The organism is Hamadaea tsunoensis DSM 44101, from assembly GCF_000428945.1.
Lineage (GTDB): Bacteria > Actinomycetota > Actinomycetes > Mycobacteriales > Micromonosporaceae > Hamadaea > Hamadaea tsunoensis.
The window spans coordinates 195,024-212,619 of sequence record NZ_AUAX01000014.1 but is presented as its reverse complement, the minus strand read 5'-3'; the positions used below and the strand labels follow the sequence as shown (position 1 = coordinate 212,619).

Here is a 17,596-nt window from a genome sequence, read left to right as displayed (position 1 = left end):
TCCGCTTGTAGCGCAGACACGGTCGGGCCACATCGTCCGTACGCTCGTGTCAGGCGCGACATCGGGATCCTCCCCGGAGGAAACCGCTCGGGATAGGCGCACGAGTTAGGTGATGATGGACGCCATGGCTGATGGCGACGCTGACGGTCCCGGCGAGTCTGCTCTTGCTGGGGATGCTGCTGGCTGGGCTGCAATCGATAGGGCGCTGCGAAGGTTCACGGCAGATTCGATTATCCCGCTGCTGGGTGCCGCGATCGACGCGCCATGGACACGGCCGTGGCAGCGGCACCTCACGCTGCTGTGGTTCCGGGCGGTCAGCATGCCGCCCACCGGTAGCCGGCCGGCTACATACCCAGATCTTGCCGAGCTTGTAGATGCAGCCGTCGAGGTCATAGGTCATGCTGTGGAGCCGTCCGGAGCAACGAATGATCCACGGCAGTCAGTCGGGTTCAGTATCGCCGGCGGCCGCTGGCGGCTGCACCCCGGCGACAACCTCTATCCACTTATGACGTTGCGGCGACTCGACACGACGGCCCGAGCCGTCGACAGCACCCTGTTGCGGGCCGTCGGGTTCACTCTGACCGACGTGATCGAAGTAGTTCTGGCCCACGGCGACGACATCGTCTGTAGGCTGGCCGCAGCTTGGGTCGCTACGTCCGACGAAAAGGCGGCCGACTCTCTCAACATACCGGTGGTGTCGACGGCCGAGGTGGAAGCCGTTGCGCAATCCATGGCTGCGCACCGAGACGAACAGCAGCTGACGAACCGGTGCAGCCGACCTGAGCGCGCGGCCTTGGCATTGGCTTGGCTCACCTGCGATGTCGGCATGGCGTCGTTCAACGACACGCCGGGCCTACCGTTGCTGGGAGCGGTCCTCCGGCTGCGCTCGGCCGGAACGGTGTTCCCCGTCCCGGCCAGCTTGACAATCGACGCCTTGAACGCGGCGGCAGACATTCTGCTACGTCACCCTGAGATCGGCGACGCCGATGCTGACCGGCTGCGGGCTCTGACATATGGGCACGCCGTCGCGATTTTCTCCAAGCAGGCTGTGGACCGGTCGGCACCACCAGAGCTTGACCTCAGCGGCACACCGACCGTTTTTGGACTGCGAACGGTGATCGCGGTAGCGAGCGCCTTGAATTCGGCCGACTTCACTGATGCGATCCAGGAGGCTACCGACCAACTCGACCTGCCAACGCAGGACGAGCCACGCACCCGGTACCTGCTCGGCCAAGATCTGAGCCCTTCGGTTGCGGCCGAGGCCGCGGACGCCGGCAACCGGGTCAACGTGGTGCTGTACGGCGGCCCGTTGGTCATCAACCTCCATCACGTGCGTGATGTCATTCGTCTTCATATCGAAGAATTCGTCGAGCTCGTCGACGCCGCCGCTGGTGACTTGGCCGCTGTTGAATGTTTCCTGCAGGACCTCGGCGAACACCCCGGTCATGGTCTTGTCGTCTTCCAGGACATCCTCGACGCGTGGACAGCGTGGCGGGACTGGGGACGCATCGGGCTCCCGGCCGATCCCGACAGCGGACGGCTGGACGAGAAGCAACCCGCCGAGGAAACGGCCCTATATATCGCGGAAGCCGACTACGACCCAACCTGGGTGCAGGCGGCCGAGTGGGAACCGTTCGATGCAGTCCTCGCCGCAGCGGGCCTACCCGAGCACCGCGACTGGCCGGCCGCGCGCCTCGACACCGACAGCGTCGCCAACCTGCTCACCACGCCGAACGGGACCATTGCCCTAGTCAACACCGACCCGGCCCTGGTCATCCTCATCGACGGCTCCGACGCAGCGCCGCTGCGCCTGGACATCGACACCGTCATGGGACTCGCCGACGCCGTCCGCTACTGCATCACTCGCCATGAGACGATCGCCGCGCATTTCCGTCTCGCAGACGCGCCCGTGACGATCGCGCTGGGCCTTACGCCGGATCTGCCACCCGATCCGGACCGCGGACACGGCGTGCGGGTGGGGTGTGCACCAGAGCAAGCTCTACTGCAGATCGTCATCGGTCCCGACGTTCTCGGACTCCTCATCACAGATCCGGTGAGCGCCCACGACGTGCTGGGCATCGCTCTTCACGAACTCGTTCGCAGGATCCGGGCGGGTCGAGAGGACCGACCTGGAACACCAGCCGCGGTGTTCCGTGAGGCATGGCGTGAGGTCGGCCCGCTCATGACGCTGCACACAGTCAGCGACGGCCGGCCGAAGGTGGCCGAGATCGACACCCTGCCGCGGACGCCAGCGATTCGGTGGCGCGCCATGCGCGCTGTCGCCGATCAGCTGCGGCCTCGTGTCATTCCTGGCACCTACTTCGACGCCAAGGCACACGCTATGTGCCGAAACGAAATCCTGCCGACGATCGAGGCCGTCCTGCAGGACCGGATTGCCGGGTGCGGCTCCTCCCTGGTACGCATGGTGGCGGCCCGACTCAACGCTGCGCAAGCCACCTACCAGCGCCGGGCTCATCAGATCGTGCACGCGCTATCCGGGCCGTGGGCGCCGAACTGGCACGACGCCTTCCGCGACGATGACCTTCCTACGAACGTATTGGCCTTGCAGGTCCTGTTGGAGGCGGTGATCGCCGAGCCGCCGACAGGCACCCGCACCCCCGATGCACTCGAGCTTGGGGAACTTGCTGCGCTCGCCGAGCTATTCATCCTCGCCGCCGCGACCGACGACGGTTTCAGACGGGGCCTTCACCGCCTCCGAGTCGACGTCGACAGCCACGGCGCCTACTTCATTCAGCCAGACATCGCGGACAACGAACGCGAACGACCTGGCGATGCCGCGGCCGATGAAGAGGACGCGCCGATCGACATTGACCTCCCGAAATATCATCGCGCTCAGCGTGATCATCTCATCACGCTCGCCGCCCAAGAGCCGTGGTCCGTGCAGAATCTGGGCCAGCAGGCTAGTCCCGAAGGAGCTTTCCTTCCCCGCCGCGACCAGCAGCGCGAACCTAGCTCGTTTCAGCCATTGCACACATTCGCCGAACCATCCCTCCTGCAGGTCGACACGTTGCTGGCCAGCACCGTGGGCACAGGTCTCGACGGCATCGCCGCCGTACTCGGCACCGCCGTCGACTGGCCGACCGACGACGATGGCGTAGCAATGGTGGAGGTAGACGATCTGCTCCGGGAGACCACTGCGTGGTCGGACGTTCCACGCACCCAAATCGAGGCGGCGCTGCGTCTACTTCAGATCGACACCGAAGAGCTGCGAAGCTACGGCGCCCGACGGTTCCTCGACGTTGAACGCCGAACGCACCGGCTGGCCACCCGGCCGCTCGTGGCCGTCGACGGCCAAATTCTGCTCATGCCGTGGCTAATATACGCAGCCCAACAGCTCCACAACAGCTATCTCGTCACAGCCCGGCTGCCCCAACCAGCACTGCCGCCCGTCGTCGTCAACGCCATGGTCGAACACCGCCAAGACCGCAACCGAGAACTCGAGCGCACCGTACGCGACATCGTCGCAGCCGCCCGCCTCCCACACCGCTTCCAATTCTCACAGCATGAACAGCACGCCGAAGGCATCCCGAACCCGGTCGGCGAGATCGACATACTCATCGCCGATCCCAACACCTCACGACTGTGGGTCTGCGAGGTCAAGGACCTCGCAACCCCCTACAGCGTCGCCACCATGCGAGACCACATCCGCAAGTTCACCCACGGACGCAAGCGATTCATCCCCAAACTGCTCGACAAAGTCGAGCAAATCCAGCAGCACCCGGAAGCAGCCGCCCGCGCATGTGGCGTGACCGACGGCCGATCATGGCGCGCACTTCCGCTGATCATCACCCGAGACATCGAGCCAACCGCCTACACCAAGGATCCGAAAGTCCCGTTCACGATCCCCGGCCTGCTCGCCGACGTACTCGACAACCCTCTCGACCCGGACAGCGGCCCAGCGCGAGCACAGTGACACCCTTGCTCTGCCAGCCAGGCCCTTGGGGGATCCCAAGGTCGGAAGATGGGTGACCGTGAGCAGGACGGTCGGCGTGATCGCCGGGTAGATCTCGTACGCATCGGCAGCGGGGTCGGCATGAACGAAGGATCACTTTGATCATCCACGGCGACTACTGAAGAGCCGCCGGCGACCAGCACCGGGTCAGCCGAGGTGGTCAGCAGAAAGCTCACAACTCGCAGCTGAGATTGAGCGTATTCACCGTCCGGGTCATGACCCTCATGATCGACTTTGTATCGGACGGCTTAACCGCCGACGGAGTCACCTCGGTGAATCGGACAAGAATCCTCGGCAGCCTAGACCTGACAACCGTAGACTGACCCCTCGCCGTCCGACCACTCGGTGTCCTGCCCCGCCCCGGGGCCGCAGCCCGAGCGAGAATCGTTGCCCTAGCCCCCGGAGACCCCTGCACCATGACCGGAACCCGGCAACACTTCCAGCCCGCCACTGTCATCGGCGGCTTCGGGACGGCCGCAGGCCCCAGTGGCAGCCGACGTGACGCGCTCGTTATCTGGCGACGACGCGAGTGGGCGGAACCGCGCCCCACAACTGCGAAGAACATCGGGTATCACAACGGCATGTACCGCCTGACAGACCCGCCGACCGGTATGCACCGCGACCACGTCGATCAGGCATGGGCGCCTCTGGAGGAAGTCGTGCCTGCGGCGATTGAGAAAGCGGACACCCGGCTAGATGATGCTCACGCCCACGCCGTACTCGCCGACTACGTGGCCATGATCGGCGTTCGGCACCCTGAATTCGGTGACGCTGTCAACCGTTGGCGCACCGAACTCGACATGCCTCTTGTGACTGGCGACCAGGTACACCTCGAACGCCTCGACGTGCTCGGCCGAGCCCGCCACCAGGTTCGCGGCTTCCGCTGGCGCTTCGTTCACAGCCCACAAGACGCGCACCGCTTCGTCCTCAATGACAGGGGCTGGATCTACTTCGGCGAACAAGACCGGCCGGGACGCGCCTTGCACGTTCCCCTCAACGGCCGGCTCGCCATGATTGGCTGGCTCGACCGCGGACAGACTGGAACCATCGACCACCGAACTCTTCGGCCATCATGGGTACGGTGGATGAACGCCGCCACCTGGCACGACGCGGCTCAATATGTCGTCGCGCATCCTGACGACGCCCGGCTGCTTCGCAAGCTGCCAGCCCTCGACGATGCGTCACGACGGCTGCACACCGCGAGCCCGTTCCGGGGGCACGACCACAGCCTCCTCGGTGGCTGATCTTCGTCTTCCCAGACAGGTCGTTCCAGTTTCGTCGGTGACAGTGTGTAGGGCAGCAGCTAGATGTGATGGCGAGGCTTGCCCTTGATCATTCAGAGACCGATTCTGTCGTGGGGCCGCTCGGGTCATCGGCACGCCCACCGTACCGCCGATGGGCGGCCTGAGCTGACACGCCGAGATCGTCACCTATCTCGCGCCAGGTGAGCTTCGAGATGGGTAATCCCATCACACTGTCAAGTAGTTCCTCAGCCTCGCTCGGGTAGCGACTTCGCCTTTGAACCTCCGCCGCGATGCACGACTCGACGGCTGCGCGCAGGTCCGCCAGCGCCCGCAATGTCGTATCACGGCGCTCTCGGGCCGCCCGCTCGGCGAGCCGCTGAACGGCCACCCGTAACGTCGTTCCCTCGACGATCCGGTATGGGTCTGGAAGATGGCGCGCCATCAACAAATGTTGACACGATGTACATCAATGGACCCAATAGCGCAGGTCAGAAGCCGTTCGACAATGCCCCGACATCCAATAGCGTCCTGTGCCGTGACCGCATCCACAAAGGCAACGCCGTCGCGGCCGGTAAGCCCGCGCGCACTCCTGAGCGTCCGCACCTTGCTCATCCTCACGACAGCGGCGCTGATCGCCGTCGCCGTCGGCACCCTCACGGCCTTGGCCGGACAGCCGTGGGCCACCGCGGTCCTCGCCGGCCTCACTGCCGGAGGCGCAAGTATCGTGACGCTGAACAGCATCGTTGGACGCTAACTTCTATGAGGACCAAGACCTACGCCACCGAGACGTACCTGTGGGCGCCCCTGGCCCGGTGGGGCCGAGCGCCAAGCCCGTCGCAAGCGACTGATCCACGATTACGGTACGCAACCGGGGGCGCGACACAGGTCGCGTGCGTGACGGAGGCGTTCTACCAGTTCAACGCCACATCGGACATGATCATTTCGGTGAGGGTCGATACTCGTACGCAGATTGTCGGCACACGGAGTTATTCTGAGCGGCGTTAGAAACAGAAGGACCCCGGGACGCGCCGCGTACGGGCGACGAACGCCGGGGCCACTCCTTGATGTGGTGTCAGGACCATACCCCGCTGAGCACACCTGGACGGCCGATCGCCGCGAAGCTGTGATCTTCGCCGTCCTGTCGGCCGGGCCTGGGCCTCTCTCGCCCGAGGAGGGCGCATTGAAGCTGCTCAAGGCACATGTCCGTGACTATCGCTCGGTCAACGACTCCACGGAGTGGGAGGTCGAGGCGGACAAGACGATCGCCGTCGGCGCGAACGAGGCGGGTAAGACCGCGTTGCTCAAGGCACTGCAGACGGTCAACCTGCCCGACGGAACCGACTGCGAGCTTGACCCGCTGCGCGACTATCCCCGCGCCCGGTACACCGAGATCACTACGGGCGCTGTCGATCCCAGCGATGTGAAGGTCGCTGTTGCCACCTTCACGCTGGAGCCGGACGATCTGGCCGTATTGCAGGCCATCGACCCAGTGGTGTTCGCCAATGCCAAGACGTGGCAGGTGACGAGGTACCTCGATCAGCAGCGAAAGTGGTGGCTTCCCGGCGTGGCTGGCTGGCGTACTTTCGCCGACATCGAGAAGGGCATCACCCGGCTCAAGGCGCACCTGTCGAAGCAGGAGGGCGGGGAACCGGTCGTCGCCGCCTTGAACCCGCTGATCACGGGAGTGGCCGGAGCCCGGCGCCTGACCGGCACCTTCGCCGCCAAGCTCGACGCTTGGCTGGAGACGGCGCTGCCGGTCATGGACGAGGACGACGAGAAGGCAGAGCAGCAGTTTGACCGCATCCGTCACGCCGTGCGCTGGGAGGGTATACGAGCGGAGTTGCTTCCGATGCAACTGCTTCGCATGGCGGGTGACGACTGGGATCAGCCGCTCGAGTGACCATGGCGCGCCGCTAGCCTGGCTCGAATGGGTCATACCGTCACTAACGACGCAATGTTGTGTTTAATGCAACCATGAAGGAGCTGGCCGCCTCGACCGTCGCCCCCAATCTGTTGCCGTCATCGGGAGTTGTCTTTCTCGATCCGGCGCCGGCGGTGCTGGAGGCCATGCTGGAGGGCTGGTCACGGCAGCAGCGGGTGCGGTTTTTGAAGGCGGAGACCATCCGGCGACGCGTGGACCTGGTGAGGCGGCTGTCGCGTTTTGCCAATCAGTACCCGTGGGAGTGGAGCGCAGCAGAGGTCGAGGCGTTCGTCGATCACCTGCGGGGTGGCCCGAAGCCAATCGTGTACTCGACGGCCAGGGCGTACCTCAACGGCATCCAGTTGTTCTTGGAATACGTCACCGATCCGCGCTACGAGTGGCAGCAGCTGTGCGAGGAGCGGTTCGGGCGTGCTCCGCGGCAGGTTCTGGGCGAGTGGAACACCATCGCGCACGTCTCAGAGTACGAGGGCCGGCCGGGTCGGCGCCCGCTGACCTATGACGAGGTCCAGGCGTTGTTCGATGCCGCAGATGGGCGGGTCGAGGTGATCAGGTCCCGGGGCCGCAAAGGTGGCCTGGCTGCGCAGCGGGACTCGGCGATGCTCAAGACGGTGTATGCGTTCGGTCTTCGGCGCCGCGAGGCGTGGGGTCTGGATCTGGCCGATCTTCGTCGCAATCCGCGGGTGCCGGACTTCGGCCAGTTCGGCGCTGCGCTGGTGCGCTGGGGCAAGTCGTCGCGGGGCAGTCCGCCCAAGCGCCGCACGGTGTTGCTGGTGCCGGAGATGGACTGGATCGTCGCGGTGCTGCAGCAGTGGCTGGACGAGGTGCGGCCCAGGTTCCAGCCTGCCGGCCACGCCGCGTTGTGGGTCAACGAGCGCCATGAGCGGGTGTCGTGGCGCAGCCTCAACGACGCGTTCGTCGCCGCCCGGGAGGCGGCCGGCCTGGACCCGGCACTGGACCTGCACTGCCTGCGGCACTCCTACGTCACGCACTTGATCGAGTTCGGGTATCCCGAGCGGTTCGTGCAGGAGCAGGCCGGCCACGCCTACGCCTCCACCACCGCGTTGTACACCGGGGTGTCCGACGAGTACCGCAACCGGCTGTTGACCCGTGCTCTGCAGACACGCGGACCGAATCTGTGGGAGGCGTTGTGACCAGCGGACTTGCCATCGCATGGCATCTGCGGCTGCGGATGGCGGAGAAGGGCATGTACGCCACGACGGAGCTGGTGCCGCTGCTGGCCGAGCGCGGCGTTGACTTGTCCCGTGAGCAGGTTTTCCGGCTGGTGACCCAGCCTCCGCAGCGGCTCAGCATGGACACCCTGGCGGCGTTGTGCGACATCCTCGGCTGCACGCCCAACGACCTGATCGAAGTGCAGCCGGTGCAGGCTGCGGTGCGTAAGGCGGTGGACGAGGTCGACCGGTCCGGTCCGCCGCCAGTGCGGCGGACCGCCATTCGTCGACCGGCAGCCGAATGACCAAGGAGGCACTCGTTGGCGCGATGCGCCAGCGGGTGCTCGACCGGCTCAGTGCCTGCCTGCCCGGCCTGGCCCAGGTTGACGCCGTCCGGCTGGTCGCGGCGGCCAACGCGGACAAGCGCCGCGGTCTACGAGAGCTCGACGCGTTTCTGCAGCGCGGGCTCGACGTCCTGGTGTCGGCATCGTCGGACACGCCACCGGGCGCGTTTCGGCTTCTGGTGCTGCTGGAGGGCGAGGGCCATCCAGTACGGGTGCCGGTGTGCGCCGAGTGCGGCCTGCGGCGGACGCATCTGCCTGGGCGCGGCGGTCGTGGTCGCGTGTGCCAGAGCTGCGCGGCCAAGGCACGGGCCCGCCCGTGCGCGCGGTGCGGGCAGACCCGACCCGTAGCCGTGATCGAGCCGGAAGGTCCGCTGTGCCATCCATGCCGTGACCGGGATCCGCGTCGGCACGAGCCGTGTTCGCGATGCGGTCGAGCCCGGCGGGTCAACGGTCGACTTCCGGATGGGTCGCCGCTGTGCAGCACGTGCCATGGCAAGCCGGTCCACATCTGTGCTGAGTGTGGGCGGGTCGATAAGGTCGCACGTCGCGGGCCGGACGGGCCGTTGTGCCCGCCCTGCTACGAGCGCGGCGGGCGGCAGCCGCGCCGTTGCGGCCGCTGCGGCCGGACGGGGCGGATTTCCGTGCGCGGTCGCGACGGCGGCCCGGACCTGTGCCGGCGCTGCAACCGGCAACCCGTGGTGGAGTGTGCTGGTTGCAAGCGGCTTCGACCCTGTGCCTTCGTGGCCACGGCGCGGCCGCTATGCGTGTCGTGCCGGCCGAGACGAGCCACGCCATGTGCCCGGTGCGGCACAAGCTGCCAGCCCGCCGCCCGTTGGCCCATAGGTGGGGTCTGCCGCCACTGTTACCGCCACGCCCGCGCCAACCCGTCGCCTTGCCCTTCCTGCGGCAAAGTACGCGTGCTCGTCGCGGCCGACTTCCGAGGCCGCGACGTGTGCGGGCCGTGCGCCGGTACCACGATCGACTACACATGCCGTACCTGCGGGCAAGCCGAGGAACGATACCGGCACGGCGAATGCGTCCGGTGCGTCGCGCGATCAAAGCTGGAAGACCAGTTCCGCAGGCCCGACGGATCTGTTCCGGCGGAGCTCACGCCGCTGCTGGCGGCGCTTGCCGCAGCGCATCGGCCGCGTTCGGTGCTGGCATGGGTCGAGCGTGGTGACGGCAGTGCGGCACTGCTACGTGACCTCGTGCGATCCGGTTGCGCTATCACGCATGAGGCCCTCGATGCCGCAACGCGGCAGCAAGCCGCTGCCGCACTACGTGAGATGCTCGTCCACGCCGGTGTCCTGCCCCGCCGCGACGAGCAACTCGAGCGGCTGGCTCCCTGGCTGAGCCGGACGCTGGCCACCGCACCCGCGCATCACCGGCAGGTGTTGCGCGCCTACGGCAACTGGTCGGTACTGAGGCGTGCCAGGCTGCGCGCGGACAGGACCCGGTTCACCGCCGCCAGCGCCCGCAACGCCCGCCTCAAAGTCTCCACAGCTCTGACGTTCCTGCGTTGGCTCGACACGACCGACCTCACCCTCGAGCGGGCTCGCCAGGCACACGTCGACACATGGATAGAGGACGGCGGCCTCAATCGGCGGCTTCTCGGCGACTTCCTCACATGGGCCAGCCGGAGAGGACTGGCCCAGAAGCTGTCCGTCGCCGCGATCACCCCGTCTGGGCCCGACCTGTCCATGACCGAAGACCAGAGGTGGGCGCTGCTCGACCGCCTCCTGCACGACACGACGATCTCCGTCGACGTCCGGACGGCCGCGTCGCTGCTGCTGATCTACGGCTTGCCGGTCACGTTCATCGCGACCCTGACCACCGACAATGTCACCACCAGCGGCGGCAAGCACTTCCTGCAGGTCAAGGAACATCGTACGCAGCTGCCGCCCGCCGTCGCCGCCCTGATCACGCAAGCCGCGTCCGCAGCGCGCACCTCGTCGCTGGTCGGGCGCGCTGTGCCCGGCACCCCGTGGCTGTTTCCCGGTCGCCTGGCGGGTCGGCCCATCTCGGCAGCCGCCCTGTGCCAAAGACTCCGCCAGCACGGAATCCGAATTCGCCGTGCGCGCAACTCCGCACTGATCAGCTTGGCTGAGGACCTGCCCGCGCCGGTATTGAGCAAGATCCTCGGGATCAGCATCACGGCTGCGATCAGATGGACGCGCTACGCCAGGCGGGACTGGCTCCCCTTCGTCGGCGAACGCGCTGCGTCGGCCGCGAGCCGGTCACAGCGATGACCACCTCCCACACAACCGGCTCGAGCCGTGGTGTGTTGACCGCTGACGACCCGCACCGGGCCGCACGGGCGTCTGCTGCAGGCCGAGGACCAGTGACCAGAGGAACGGGACAGGCGGCAGGGCGGGGCGAGCGCCCCACCCTGCCGTTGAACTTAGCCGACCTGCAGGGTCACGTCGTCCAGCACGAAGCTGGTCTGCAGGTAGGCGTCCTCGGTGCCGGTGAAGGTCAGCGTGACCGTCTGGCCGGCGTACGCGCCGAGGTTGATGGTGCGCTGGGTGTAGCCCGCCGCCGCGTTCACGTTGGACAGCGTCGCCACCGTGGAGCCGTTGGCCTTGATCGTGAACACGTCGTAGGCCAGCGCCTCGTACTCGTCGGTGTCGATGTGCAGCCAGTAGGTCAGCACCGCGCTGGTGCAGCCCGACGGGATGGTGACGGTCTGGCTGATGGCGTCGGTCGCCGCGTAGCCGTAGCCGCTGAGCCACGCGAACCGGGTGCCGCTGCGCGGCACCTGCCCGATAGAGGTGCCGATCGCGCCGGTGGAGCCGGTCCACGGCGAGGTGCCGCTCTCGAACCCACCGTTGAGGATCAGCTGGGCCGCGGTGCAGCCGCCCGGCCCGCCGGGCACGGTCAGCGTGTACGTGGTGCTGTGCGTCGCCGAACCCGAACCGGTGACGGTGATGGTGTAGGTGCCGCCGGCCACCGACGCCCCGACCGTGATGGTGGCGGTCGACGAGCTGCCGGAGGTCACCGACGACGGGCTGAACGAGACCGTCACGCCCGTGGGGGCGCCGCTGGCGGTCAGGTTCACCGTCTGGGCGCTGCCCGAGGTGGTGGCGGTGCCGACGGTGGTCGTGGTGCTGGACCCCGCGTTCACGGTGCCCGAGGCGGGGCTGGCCGAGATCGAGAAGTCGTCGGTCGGGGTGGACGTGCCGACGGCCCGGTTCCACAGCGTGTAGGCGATGCCGTCGGCGGCCCGGTCCAGGCCGGTGGCGTTGATGTTGCTGGTGGTGTCGCAGGACGAGTGGTAGCAGGAGTCGTACGCCTGACCGGCGGTGCCGCCCCACTTCGACGCCTGGGCCGAGGTCTTGGTCGCGCTGGCGCCCATCGCGTAGCCGGAGGTCGGGATGCCCGCGTTCTGGAACGAGTAGTCGTCGGAGCGGCCCTGGCCCTCGACGTTCTCCTCCGGCTGGAGGCTGAGGGTGTCCCAGTACGCCTTCATCGGCTGCGACGCGGCCGACGTGATGTTGTTGATGAAGTAGCCACCGTTCTTCGACGCGATCATGTCGAAGTTGTAGTAGGCCTTGATCGCGGTCCGCTGGGTGCTGGTGAGGGAGTTGACGTAGAACTTCGAGCCGAGCAGGCCCTGCTCCTCGTCGGTCCACCAGCCGAAGCGGACCTTGTTCAGCATGGTCGGGTTCTGCGCGGCCAGCGCGAGAGCGACCTCGAGCAGCGCCGCCGAGCCGGAGCCGTTGTCGTTGATGCCGGGACCGGCCGAGACGCTGTCCAGGTGCGCGCCGAACATGTAGACATTGGCGGCGTTGCCGCCGGGCCACTCGGCGATCAGGTTCGGGCCGGCACCGCTGGTACAGCCGGAGGTGCAGGGCTGCTCGGTGACGGTGAAGCCGGCGGTCTGCAGCTTGCCCTTGACGTAGGCCACCGACTGCAGGTAGCCCTGGCCGGTCGAGCGGCGGTTGCCGCCGTTGTTGGTGGCGATGGTGTTGAGCTGGGTCAGGTGCGCCTGCACGTTGGACACGCTGATGTCCGGGGCGGTGCCGCCGGGGGTGCCGCCGTTGACCGTCAGCGTGTACTGGGCCGTGTGGGTGACCGACCCGGTGCCGGTCACGGTGATGGTGTACGTGCCCGCGGCCGCGCCGGACGTGGTCGCCACCGTCATCGTGGAGCTGCCGCCCGAGGTGACCGACGACGGGCTGAACGATACGGTGACCCCGGACGGGGCGCCGGAGGAGGTCAGCGACACGGTCTGCGCGCTGCCGGAGACGGTGGCGGTGTTGACCGTCGCGGTCACCGAGGAGCCCGCGTTGACGCCGCCCGAGGTGGGGCTGATCGACATCGAGAAGTCGGTGCTGGTCGCGGTGCAGGTCGGGTCGCCGGTCTGGGCCGGGACCGTGACCGCGTTCCACGCGTCCTTGGTCCGGTTGAACAGGACGCACGAGGAGTCCAGGTTCTTCGCGGCGGTCAGGGTCGCGGTGCGGTACTTCTTGTAGGTCATGCCGGAGGTCTTGAGCAGCATGCCGCCGTAGAAGACCTTGCCGGCGGACTGGATGCCGACGCCGGTGACCGACGACGGGCCGCCCGAGCAGATCGGGCTGTTGGGCTTGCCGCCGCCGGGCGAGCTGCCCTCGGCGAGCAGGTAGAACCAGTGGTTGAGCGGGCCCGCGGCCGCGTGCACCTCGGTGTTCGGGATCGACGAGGAGTAGCAGTTCGGGTCGCCGTTGACCAGCGACGGGTTGTACATGTTGCGGATCGGGCCGTTGCCGACGAGGTCGATCTCCTCGCCGACGAGGTAGTCCGGGTCGTCGTAGGCGCTGGACTGGTTGGCGTAGGCCTCGGTCAGCGCGCCGAAGATGTCGCCGGTGCCCTCGCCGAGTCCGGACTCGGAGCTGGTGCCGCCGGGGGTGTTCTGGTCGAGGCCGTGGCCGAACTCGTGGCCGACCACGTCCATCGACGAGATCCAGTTGCCGGCGGTGCTCTTACCGATCGTGATCGTGGAGCCGTCCCAGTAGGCGTTCTGCTCGTTCAGGCCCACCTTGATCGGCCAGCTGCCGCCGTTGCCGTTGTGGCCGTTGCGGCCCAGCCAGCCCGACAGCATGTCCCATTCCTTCTGCGCCGAGTACAGGGCGTCGACGCAGCCGGTTTCGGTGTTGGTGCCCACTCCGTTGCCCCAGCTGTCGTCCGGGCCGGAGAAGACGGTGTTGGTGCTGTAGTCCTGGCAGTTCAGGCCGGAGCGGGTGGTGTCGCGCAGGTAGTAGGTGCTGCCCGACTGCGACGTGGTGATCGACAGCGGACTGGGCCCGTTCCACTTGCCGGTGCCGGAGCCCGCCGCGGCGTCCTCCTGCTTGGCCAGCACCTGGCCGGTGCGCGCGTCCACGAAGACGTGCAGGTGGCTGGGCGCCGAGGCGGTGCGTCCGGCGACGACGACCTCCCATGCGAGGCGGGCGGTGCTGTCCTTGACGTGCACCACCAGGGTGCGCGACTCGACCCGGTCGACCTTCGCGAGCAGGCTCTTGGCGGTCTGCTCGGCACGGTCGACGGCGACGGTCGGCACCACCGACACGTTGATCTTCGTCTTGGTGGCGGCGGAGATCGCCCGGATCGCACCCTTGCCGTCGGCGAGCACGGCGGCGTCGCCGCCGACCACCGGCAGGCCCCGGTAGGTGCGTGTGTAGGCGATGGAGAACAGCCCGTCGACCCACGGGATCACCATGCGCCGGTCGTACTGCTCGAAGGGGCCTTTGGCCAGCGCGTCGTGACCGCCGTCGGCGGCCCGGTCGGCCGCGGAGATCGCCAGCGACAACGGGCTCTGCGCCACCGCGGGCGCAGGCGGCGGGGTGGCCGCGGTCGACGGGGCGGCCACCCCGGTCACGGCGCCCATTGCAAACAGAACCACGGCAGCGGCCGCCGCAGCATTATTTCGATACATCGCAATCCTTCCGCCGGGCTGGGGTTAAGGGGGTGGCCGCAGGACCCGGGTTAGCGGGGTGTCCGGCAGCCGGTGACAGCTCGGCTTTGGCGACGACCTTAGGCAAGGCGGAGGCTGGCCGAAATCAGGGCAACCCCTTGTCCTGGCGCACAATGCACCTCGGGTGCATCATGATCCGATGGCAGACTTCCCGACGGTGACGAGTGCGTTCCAGGAGCCGCCTGGCAACCTGCTGCCAGTGATACCGGCCGAGGTGTACCGCACCCGACGGGTCGTGCTGTTCGGGCCACCCGGGATCGGCAAGACCACCGCAGCCGGTGTCCTCGGGCAGCAACTGAAGCTGCCCGTCGTGCGTCTGGCCCCAGGCCCGCAAGACAGCCGGATCCCCCACGCCGCACTGCTCGAACTCGCGCTCGCCCTGCAGCCCCAGCCTGGCGCCCAGAAGCTGGCGGCAGGGCTCGACGACGCCGCAGAGCCCGGCTCGGTCGATCACACGAAGACCGCCCTGCGGCTGCGCCGGCTGACCGCCGCACTGCTGCGCGACACACCGCCCCTGACGCTGCTGGTGGACAACGCCCAGTGGCTGGACCCGGCCAGCGCGGCCATCTTGCGCTGGGCCCTGCGCATGGCCCCGAACCTTCCCGTCATCGCGGCCGAACGCACGTGGCATCCCGGGGCCGCAGGCCACTGGTGCGGGGAGGACCCATGCACCGTGCGCATCCCCGCGATGACGGCCGAGCAGATCGCGGCCCTGCTGTCGCCGTACCGGCTGTCCGCCAACCAGGTCACCCAGGCCCACACCCGCAGCGGCGGAAACCCGGCCCTGGCCCTGGCACTGGCCGGGGCCCACGACCGTACCGCGAACATGTCGGCCACTCGGGGTCCCGAAGGCGACCCGTTGCTCCCCTCGGCGGCCCGAAGACTGGTGGGCGAATGGCTGGGAACCGTGTCGGCCGACGTCCAGCACCTGTTGACATTCGCCGCGCTCGACGATCAGCCCGACCTCGTACTGCTGAGCCGCCTCGCCGGTCCGGCCGCCGAGAGCCTCCTGGCCGAGGCCGAGGCAGCCGGACTGATCGACATCGGGCAGCCCGACGGGAAGATCCGGTTCACCGCCGCCGCGATCGGCGCAGAACTCGCGGCCCGGCCGCCAGCGGCCGCACGCAGGCTCCTGCACACCCGCCTGGCCGAAGCCAGCCACGACAGCGTCCGCCGGGACCGTCACACCACGCTGGCAGCCGACACCACCGACCCGCAGTCGGCCTACCACGCCGCCCGCGCCGCCGCCCGCGCCAGGCTGCGCGGACAACACGCACTAGCGGCCGAACTGTCGCTGCTCGCCGCCGAACGCACCCCGCACGCCGACACCGATCTGCTCACCGAACGGGCGCTGACCGCCGTCCGCGACGCCGCGCACTGCGGCGACCTGCTCCGCGGCCAGATCGCGGTCCGCCTCGTCCTGCACCACGACAGCAGCCCCGCCCAACGCGTCAACGCCCTCATCACCCTGATCGACTCAGGCGGACAGCACCTGCACAGCGCCGGCGAACTGTTCGCCGACGCACTCCACGAGGCGGCCGACCAGCCGGACCTGACCGCGCAGATCCTCATCCGCCAGGCGATCTGGGCCAACGTCAACGAAGGCAACCCCGGCCGGGCATGCGCCCTGGCCGCCCAGGCCGCCAGCCTGGCCCGGACCGCCGGCGACACCGCCACCACCGCCATGGCCCTCACCATGCAGGCCCGCGTCCAACGCATCCTCGGCCACCCCGAAGCCGAGACAACGCTCCGCCACGCCCTGTCCCTGCCACGCAGCACACACATCCCCGTCAACGCCACACCCGAACAGCTCAGTGCCCGCCACGCCCTCTTCGACGACCACCTGGACGAAGCCCGCAACGCCCTGCTGCCACTGCTTGTCGAAGCGGAGCGGTCGGGAGACGCCGAGGGCACCGTCGACATCCTGCGCAGCCTCGCCGAAGTCGAGATCCGCGCCGGACGATGCGCACGTGCCCTGAACTACGCCGACCGAGCCCAGTCGCTGACAGGCGGGGCTGGCCTGGACCCCGGACCGGCGTGCTACACCTCCGCACTCGTCGAAGGCATCGCCTCGCACACCGACTCCGCCCTCGCGCACGCACGCCGCGGGGCCGACACCGCCCGCCGGGAGGACAACAAGGTCTTCCTCTCCCGGAACCTCTTCGCCCTCGGACACCTTCTGCTGGTCACCGGCCATCCGAAAGAAGCCCTGCAAGCGCTGGAGGAGGTCCGGACACTTGAGACCCGGCAGCAGGTCCGCGACCCATCCGTCCTGCCCTGGCACGCCGACCTCGCCGAAGCCCTCATCTGCCTCGGCCACCTCGACCAAGCCCGAGACCTGCTGACCGAAACCCGGCGCACCGCTACCGACCTGGGGAGAAGCTCCGTCCTGCCCGCGCTCGAACGCTCCCAGGCACTCCTGGACGCCACCCTGGGCGACTATAACGCAGCCGCCCAGCGCCTCACCGACGCAGCCGACCACCTCCACCACCTGCCCATCGAACGCGGCCGGACCCTGCTGGCACTCAGCCACACCGAACGACGCGGGCGCCGCCGCGCCAGCGCCCGCACCGCCGCGCAGAGCGCCGCCGAGCTTTTCAACACCCACCAGGCACACCCCTGGAACGAAGCCGCCATCCGAACCCTCCACCGGCTGGACCCCGCCCGCACGCACCGCGACACGCTCCCGCGCCTCACCACCGCCGAACAGCGCTGCGCGGAGCTCGCCGCCAGCGGAGCGAGCAACCGCGACATCGCCACAGCCCTCACCATCAGCGTCAAAACAGTCGAAGCGAACCTCACCCGCGTCTACCGGAAACTCGGCCTCCACTCGCGCATCCAACTCGCACACGCTGTCATCCCCGGCACATAAATAACGACCTATCGCAACGGCTCCCAGAGGAACCCGCGTCCGATCCGGGACACGCACACCCCGCCACGTTCACCGCGGCGCTGGTCGGCACCGCGGCGGCAG

The 17,596-nt window shown here is 68.1% G+C and carries 10 protein-coding genes; 7 read left to right on the top strand and 3 right to left on the bottom strand.

Translation table 11 applies throughout. From position 1 onward, the window contains the following. Positions 1 to 124 precede the first annotated feature (124 nt). The gene (locus tag G401_RS0120305; RefSeq protein WP_157545959.1) at positions 125 to 3,934 is read left to right on the top strand and encodes a hypothetical protein; all 3,810 of its coding nucleotides are present in this window, start codon (positions 125 to 127) and stop codon (positions 3,932 to 3,934) included. A 455-nt stretch (positions 3,935 to 4,389) separates the two neighbouring features. After that, on the top strand, positions 4,390 to 5,217 hold the full coding sequence (locus tag G401_RS54865) for a DUF4238 domain-containing protein (protein ID WP_084557410.1): 828 nt from the start codon (positions 4,390 to 4,392) through the stop codon (positions 5,215 to 5,217). Between the two features lie 88 nt (positions 5,218 to 5,305). Here the strand turns inward: G401_RS54865 and G401_RS55985 are convergent, their stop codons facing one another. Both G401_RS55985 and G401_RS55980 read right to left on the bottom strand, forming a co-directional pair. Continuing rightward, the gene (locus G401_RS55985; protein WP_157545956.1) at positions 5,306 to 5,659 is read right to left on the bottom strand and encodes a hypothetical protein; all 354 of its coding nucleotides are present in this window, start codon (positions 5,657 to 5,659) and stop codon (positions 5,306 to 5,308) included. After that, positions 5,659 to 5,958 carry a hypothetical protein gene (locus G401_RS55980; RefSeq protein WP_157545952.1) on the bottom strand — a complete coding sequence of 100 codons (300 nt, stop codon included), beginning with the start codon at positions 5,956 to 5,958 and terminating at the stop codon, positions 5,659 to 5,661. The genes G401_RS55985 and G401_RS55980 overlap by 1 nt, the downstream gene beginning before the upstream one ends. Positions 5,959 to 6,397: 439 nt before the next feature. Between G401_RS55980 and G401_RS0120290 the strand changes: the two genes are divergently transcribed. The 4 genes from G401_RS0120290 to G401_RS53000 all read left to right on the top strand — a co-directional run bounded on the left by G401_RS0120290 (position 6,398) and on the right by G401_RS53000 (position 10,921). Beyond that, positions 6,398 to 7,117 (top strand): hypothetical protein, encoded by a 720-nt coding sequence (locus G401_RS0120290; protein WP_027343945.1) that lies wholly within the window; start codon positions 6,398 to 6,400, stop codon positions 7,115 to 7,117. A gap of 74 nt (positions 7,118 to 7,191) precedes the next feature. Beyond that, positions 7,192 to 8,310: a tyrosine-type recombinase/integrase gene (locus G401_RS0120285; protein ID WP_027343944.1), complete on the top strand. Its 1,119-nt coding sequence runs from the start codon at positions 7,192 to 7,194 to the stop codon at positions 8,308 to 8,310. Beyond that, the gene (locus tag G401_RS0120280; RefSeq protein ID WP_027343943.1) at positions 8,307 to 8,633 is read left to right on the top strand and encodes a helix-turn-helix domain-containing protein; all 327 of its coding nucleotides are present in this window, start codon (positions 8,307 to 8,309) and stop codon (positions 8,631 to 8,633) included. Before G401_RS0120285 ends, G401_RS0120280 begins: the two co-directional genes overlap by 4 nt. Positions 8,634 to 9,589: 956 nt before the next feature. Continuing rightward, the gene (locus tag G401_RS53000) at positions 9,590 to 10,921 is read left to right on the top strand and encodes a site-specific integrase (protein ID WP_144127971.1); all 1,332 of its coding nucleotides are present in this window, start codon (positions 9,590 to 9,592) and stop codon (positions 10,919 to 10,921) included. A 152-nt stretch (positions 10,922 to 11,073) separates the two neighbouring features. On the opposite strand, the gene G401_RS58505 is transcribed toward G401_RS53000, so the two are convergent. Then, complete coding sequence (locus G401_RS58505; protein WP_051366900.1) at positions 11,074 to 14,535, bottom strand: M28 family peptidase; 3,462 nt, start codon at positions 14,533 to 14,535, stop codon at positions 11,074 to 11,076. A 226-nt stretch (positions 14,536 to 14,761) separates the two neighbouring features. Between G401_RS58505 and G401_RS47065 the strand changes: the two genes are divergently transcribed. Further along, positions 14,762 to 17,494: a LuxR family transcriptional regulator gene (locus tag G401_RS47065; RefSeq protein ID WP_051366899.1), complete on the top strand. Its 2,733-nt coding sequence runs from the start codon at positions 14,762 to 14,764 to the stop codon at positions 17,492 to 17,494. Positions 17,495 to 17,596: the final 102 nt, after the last annotated feature.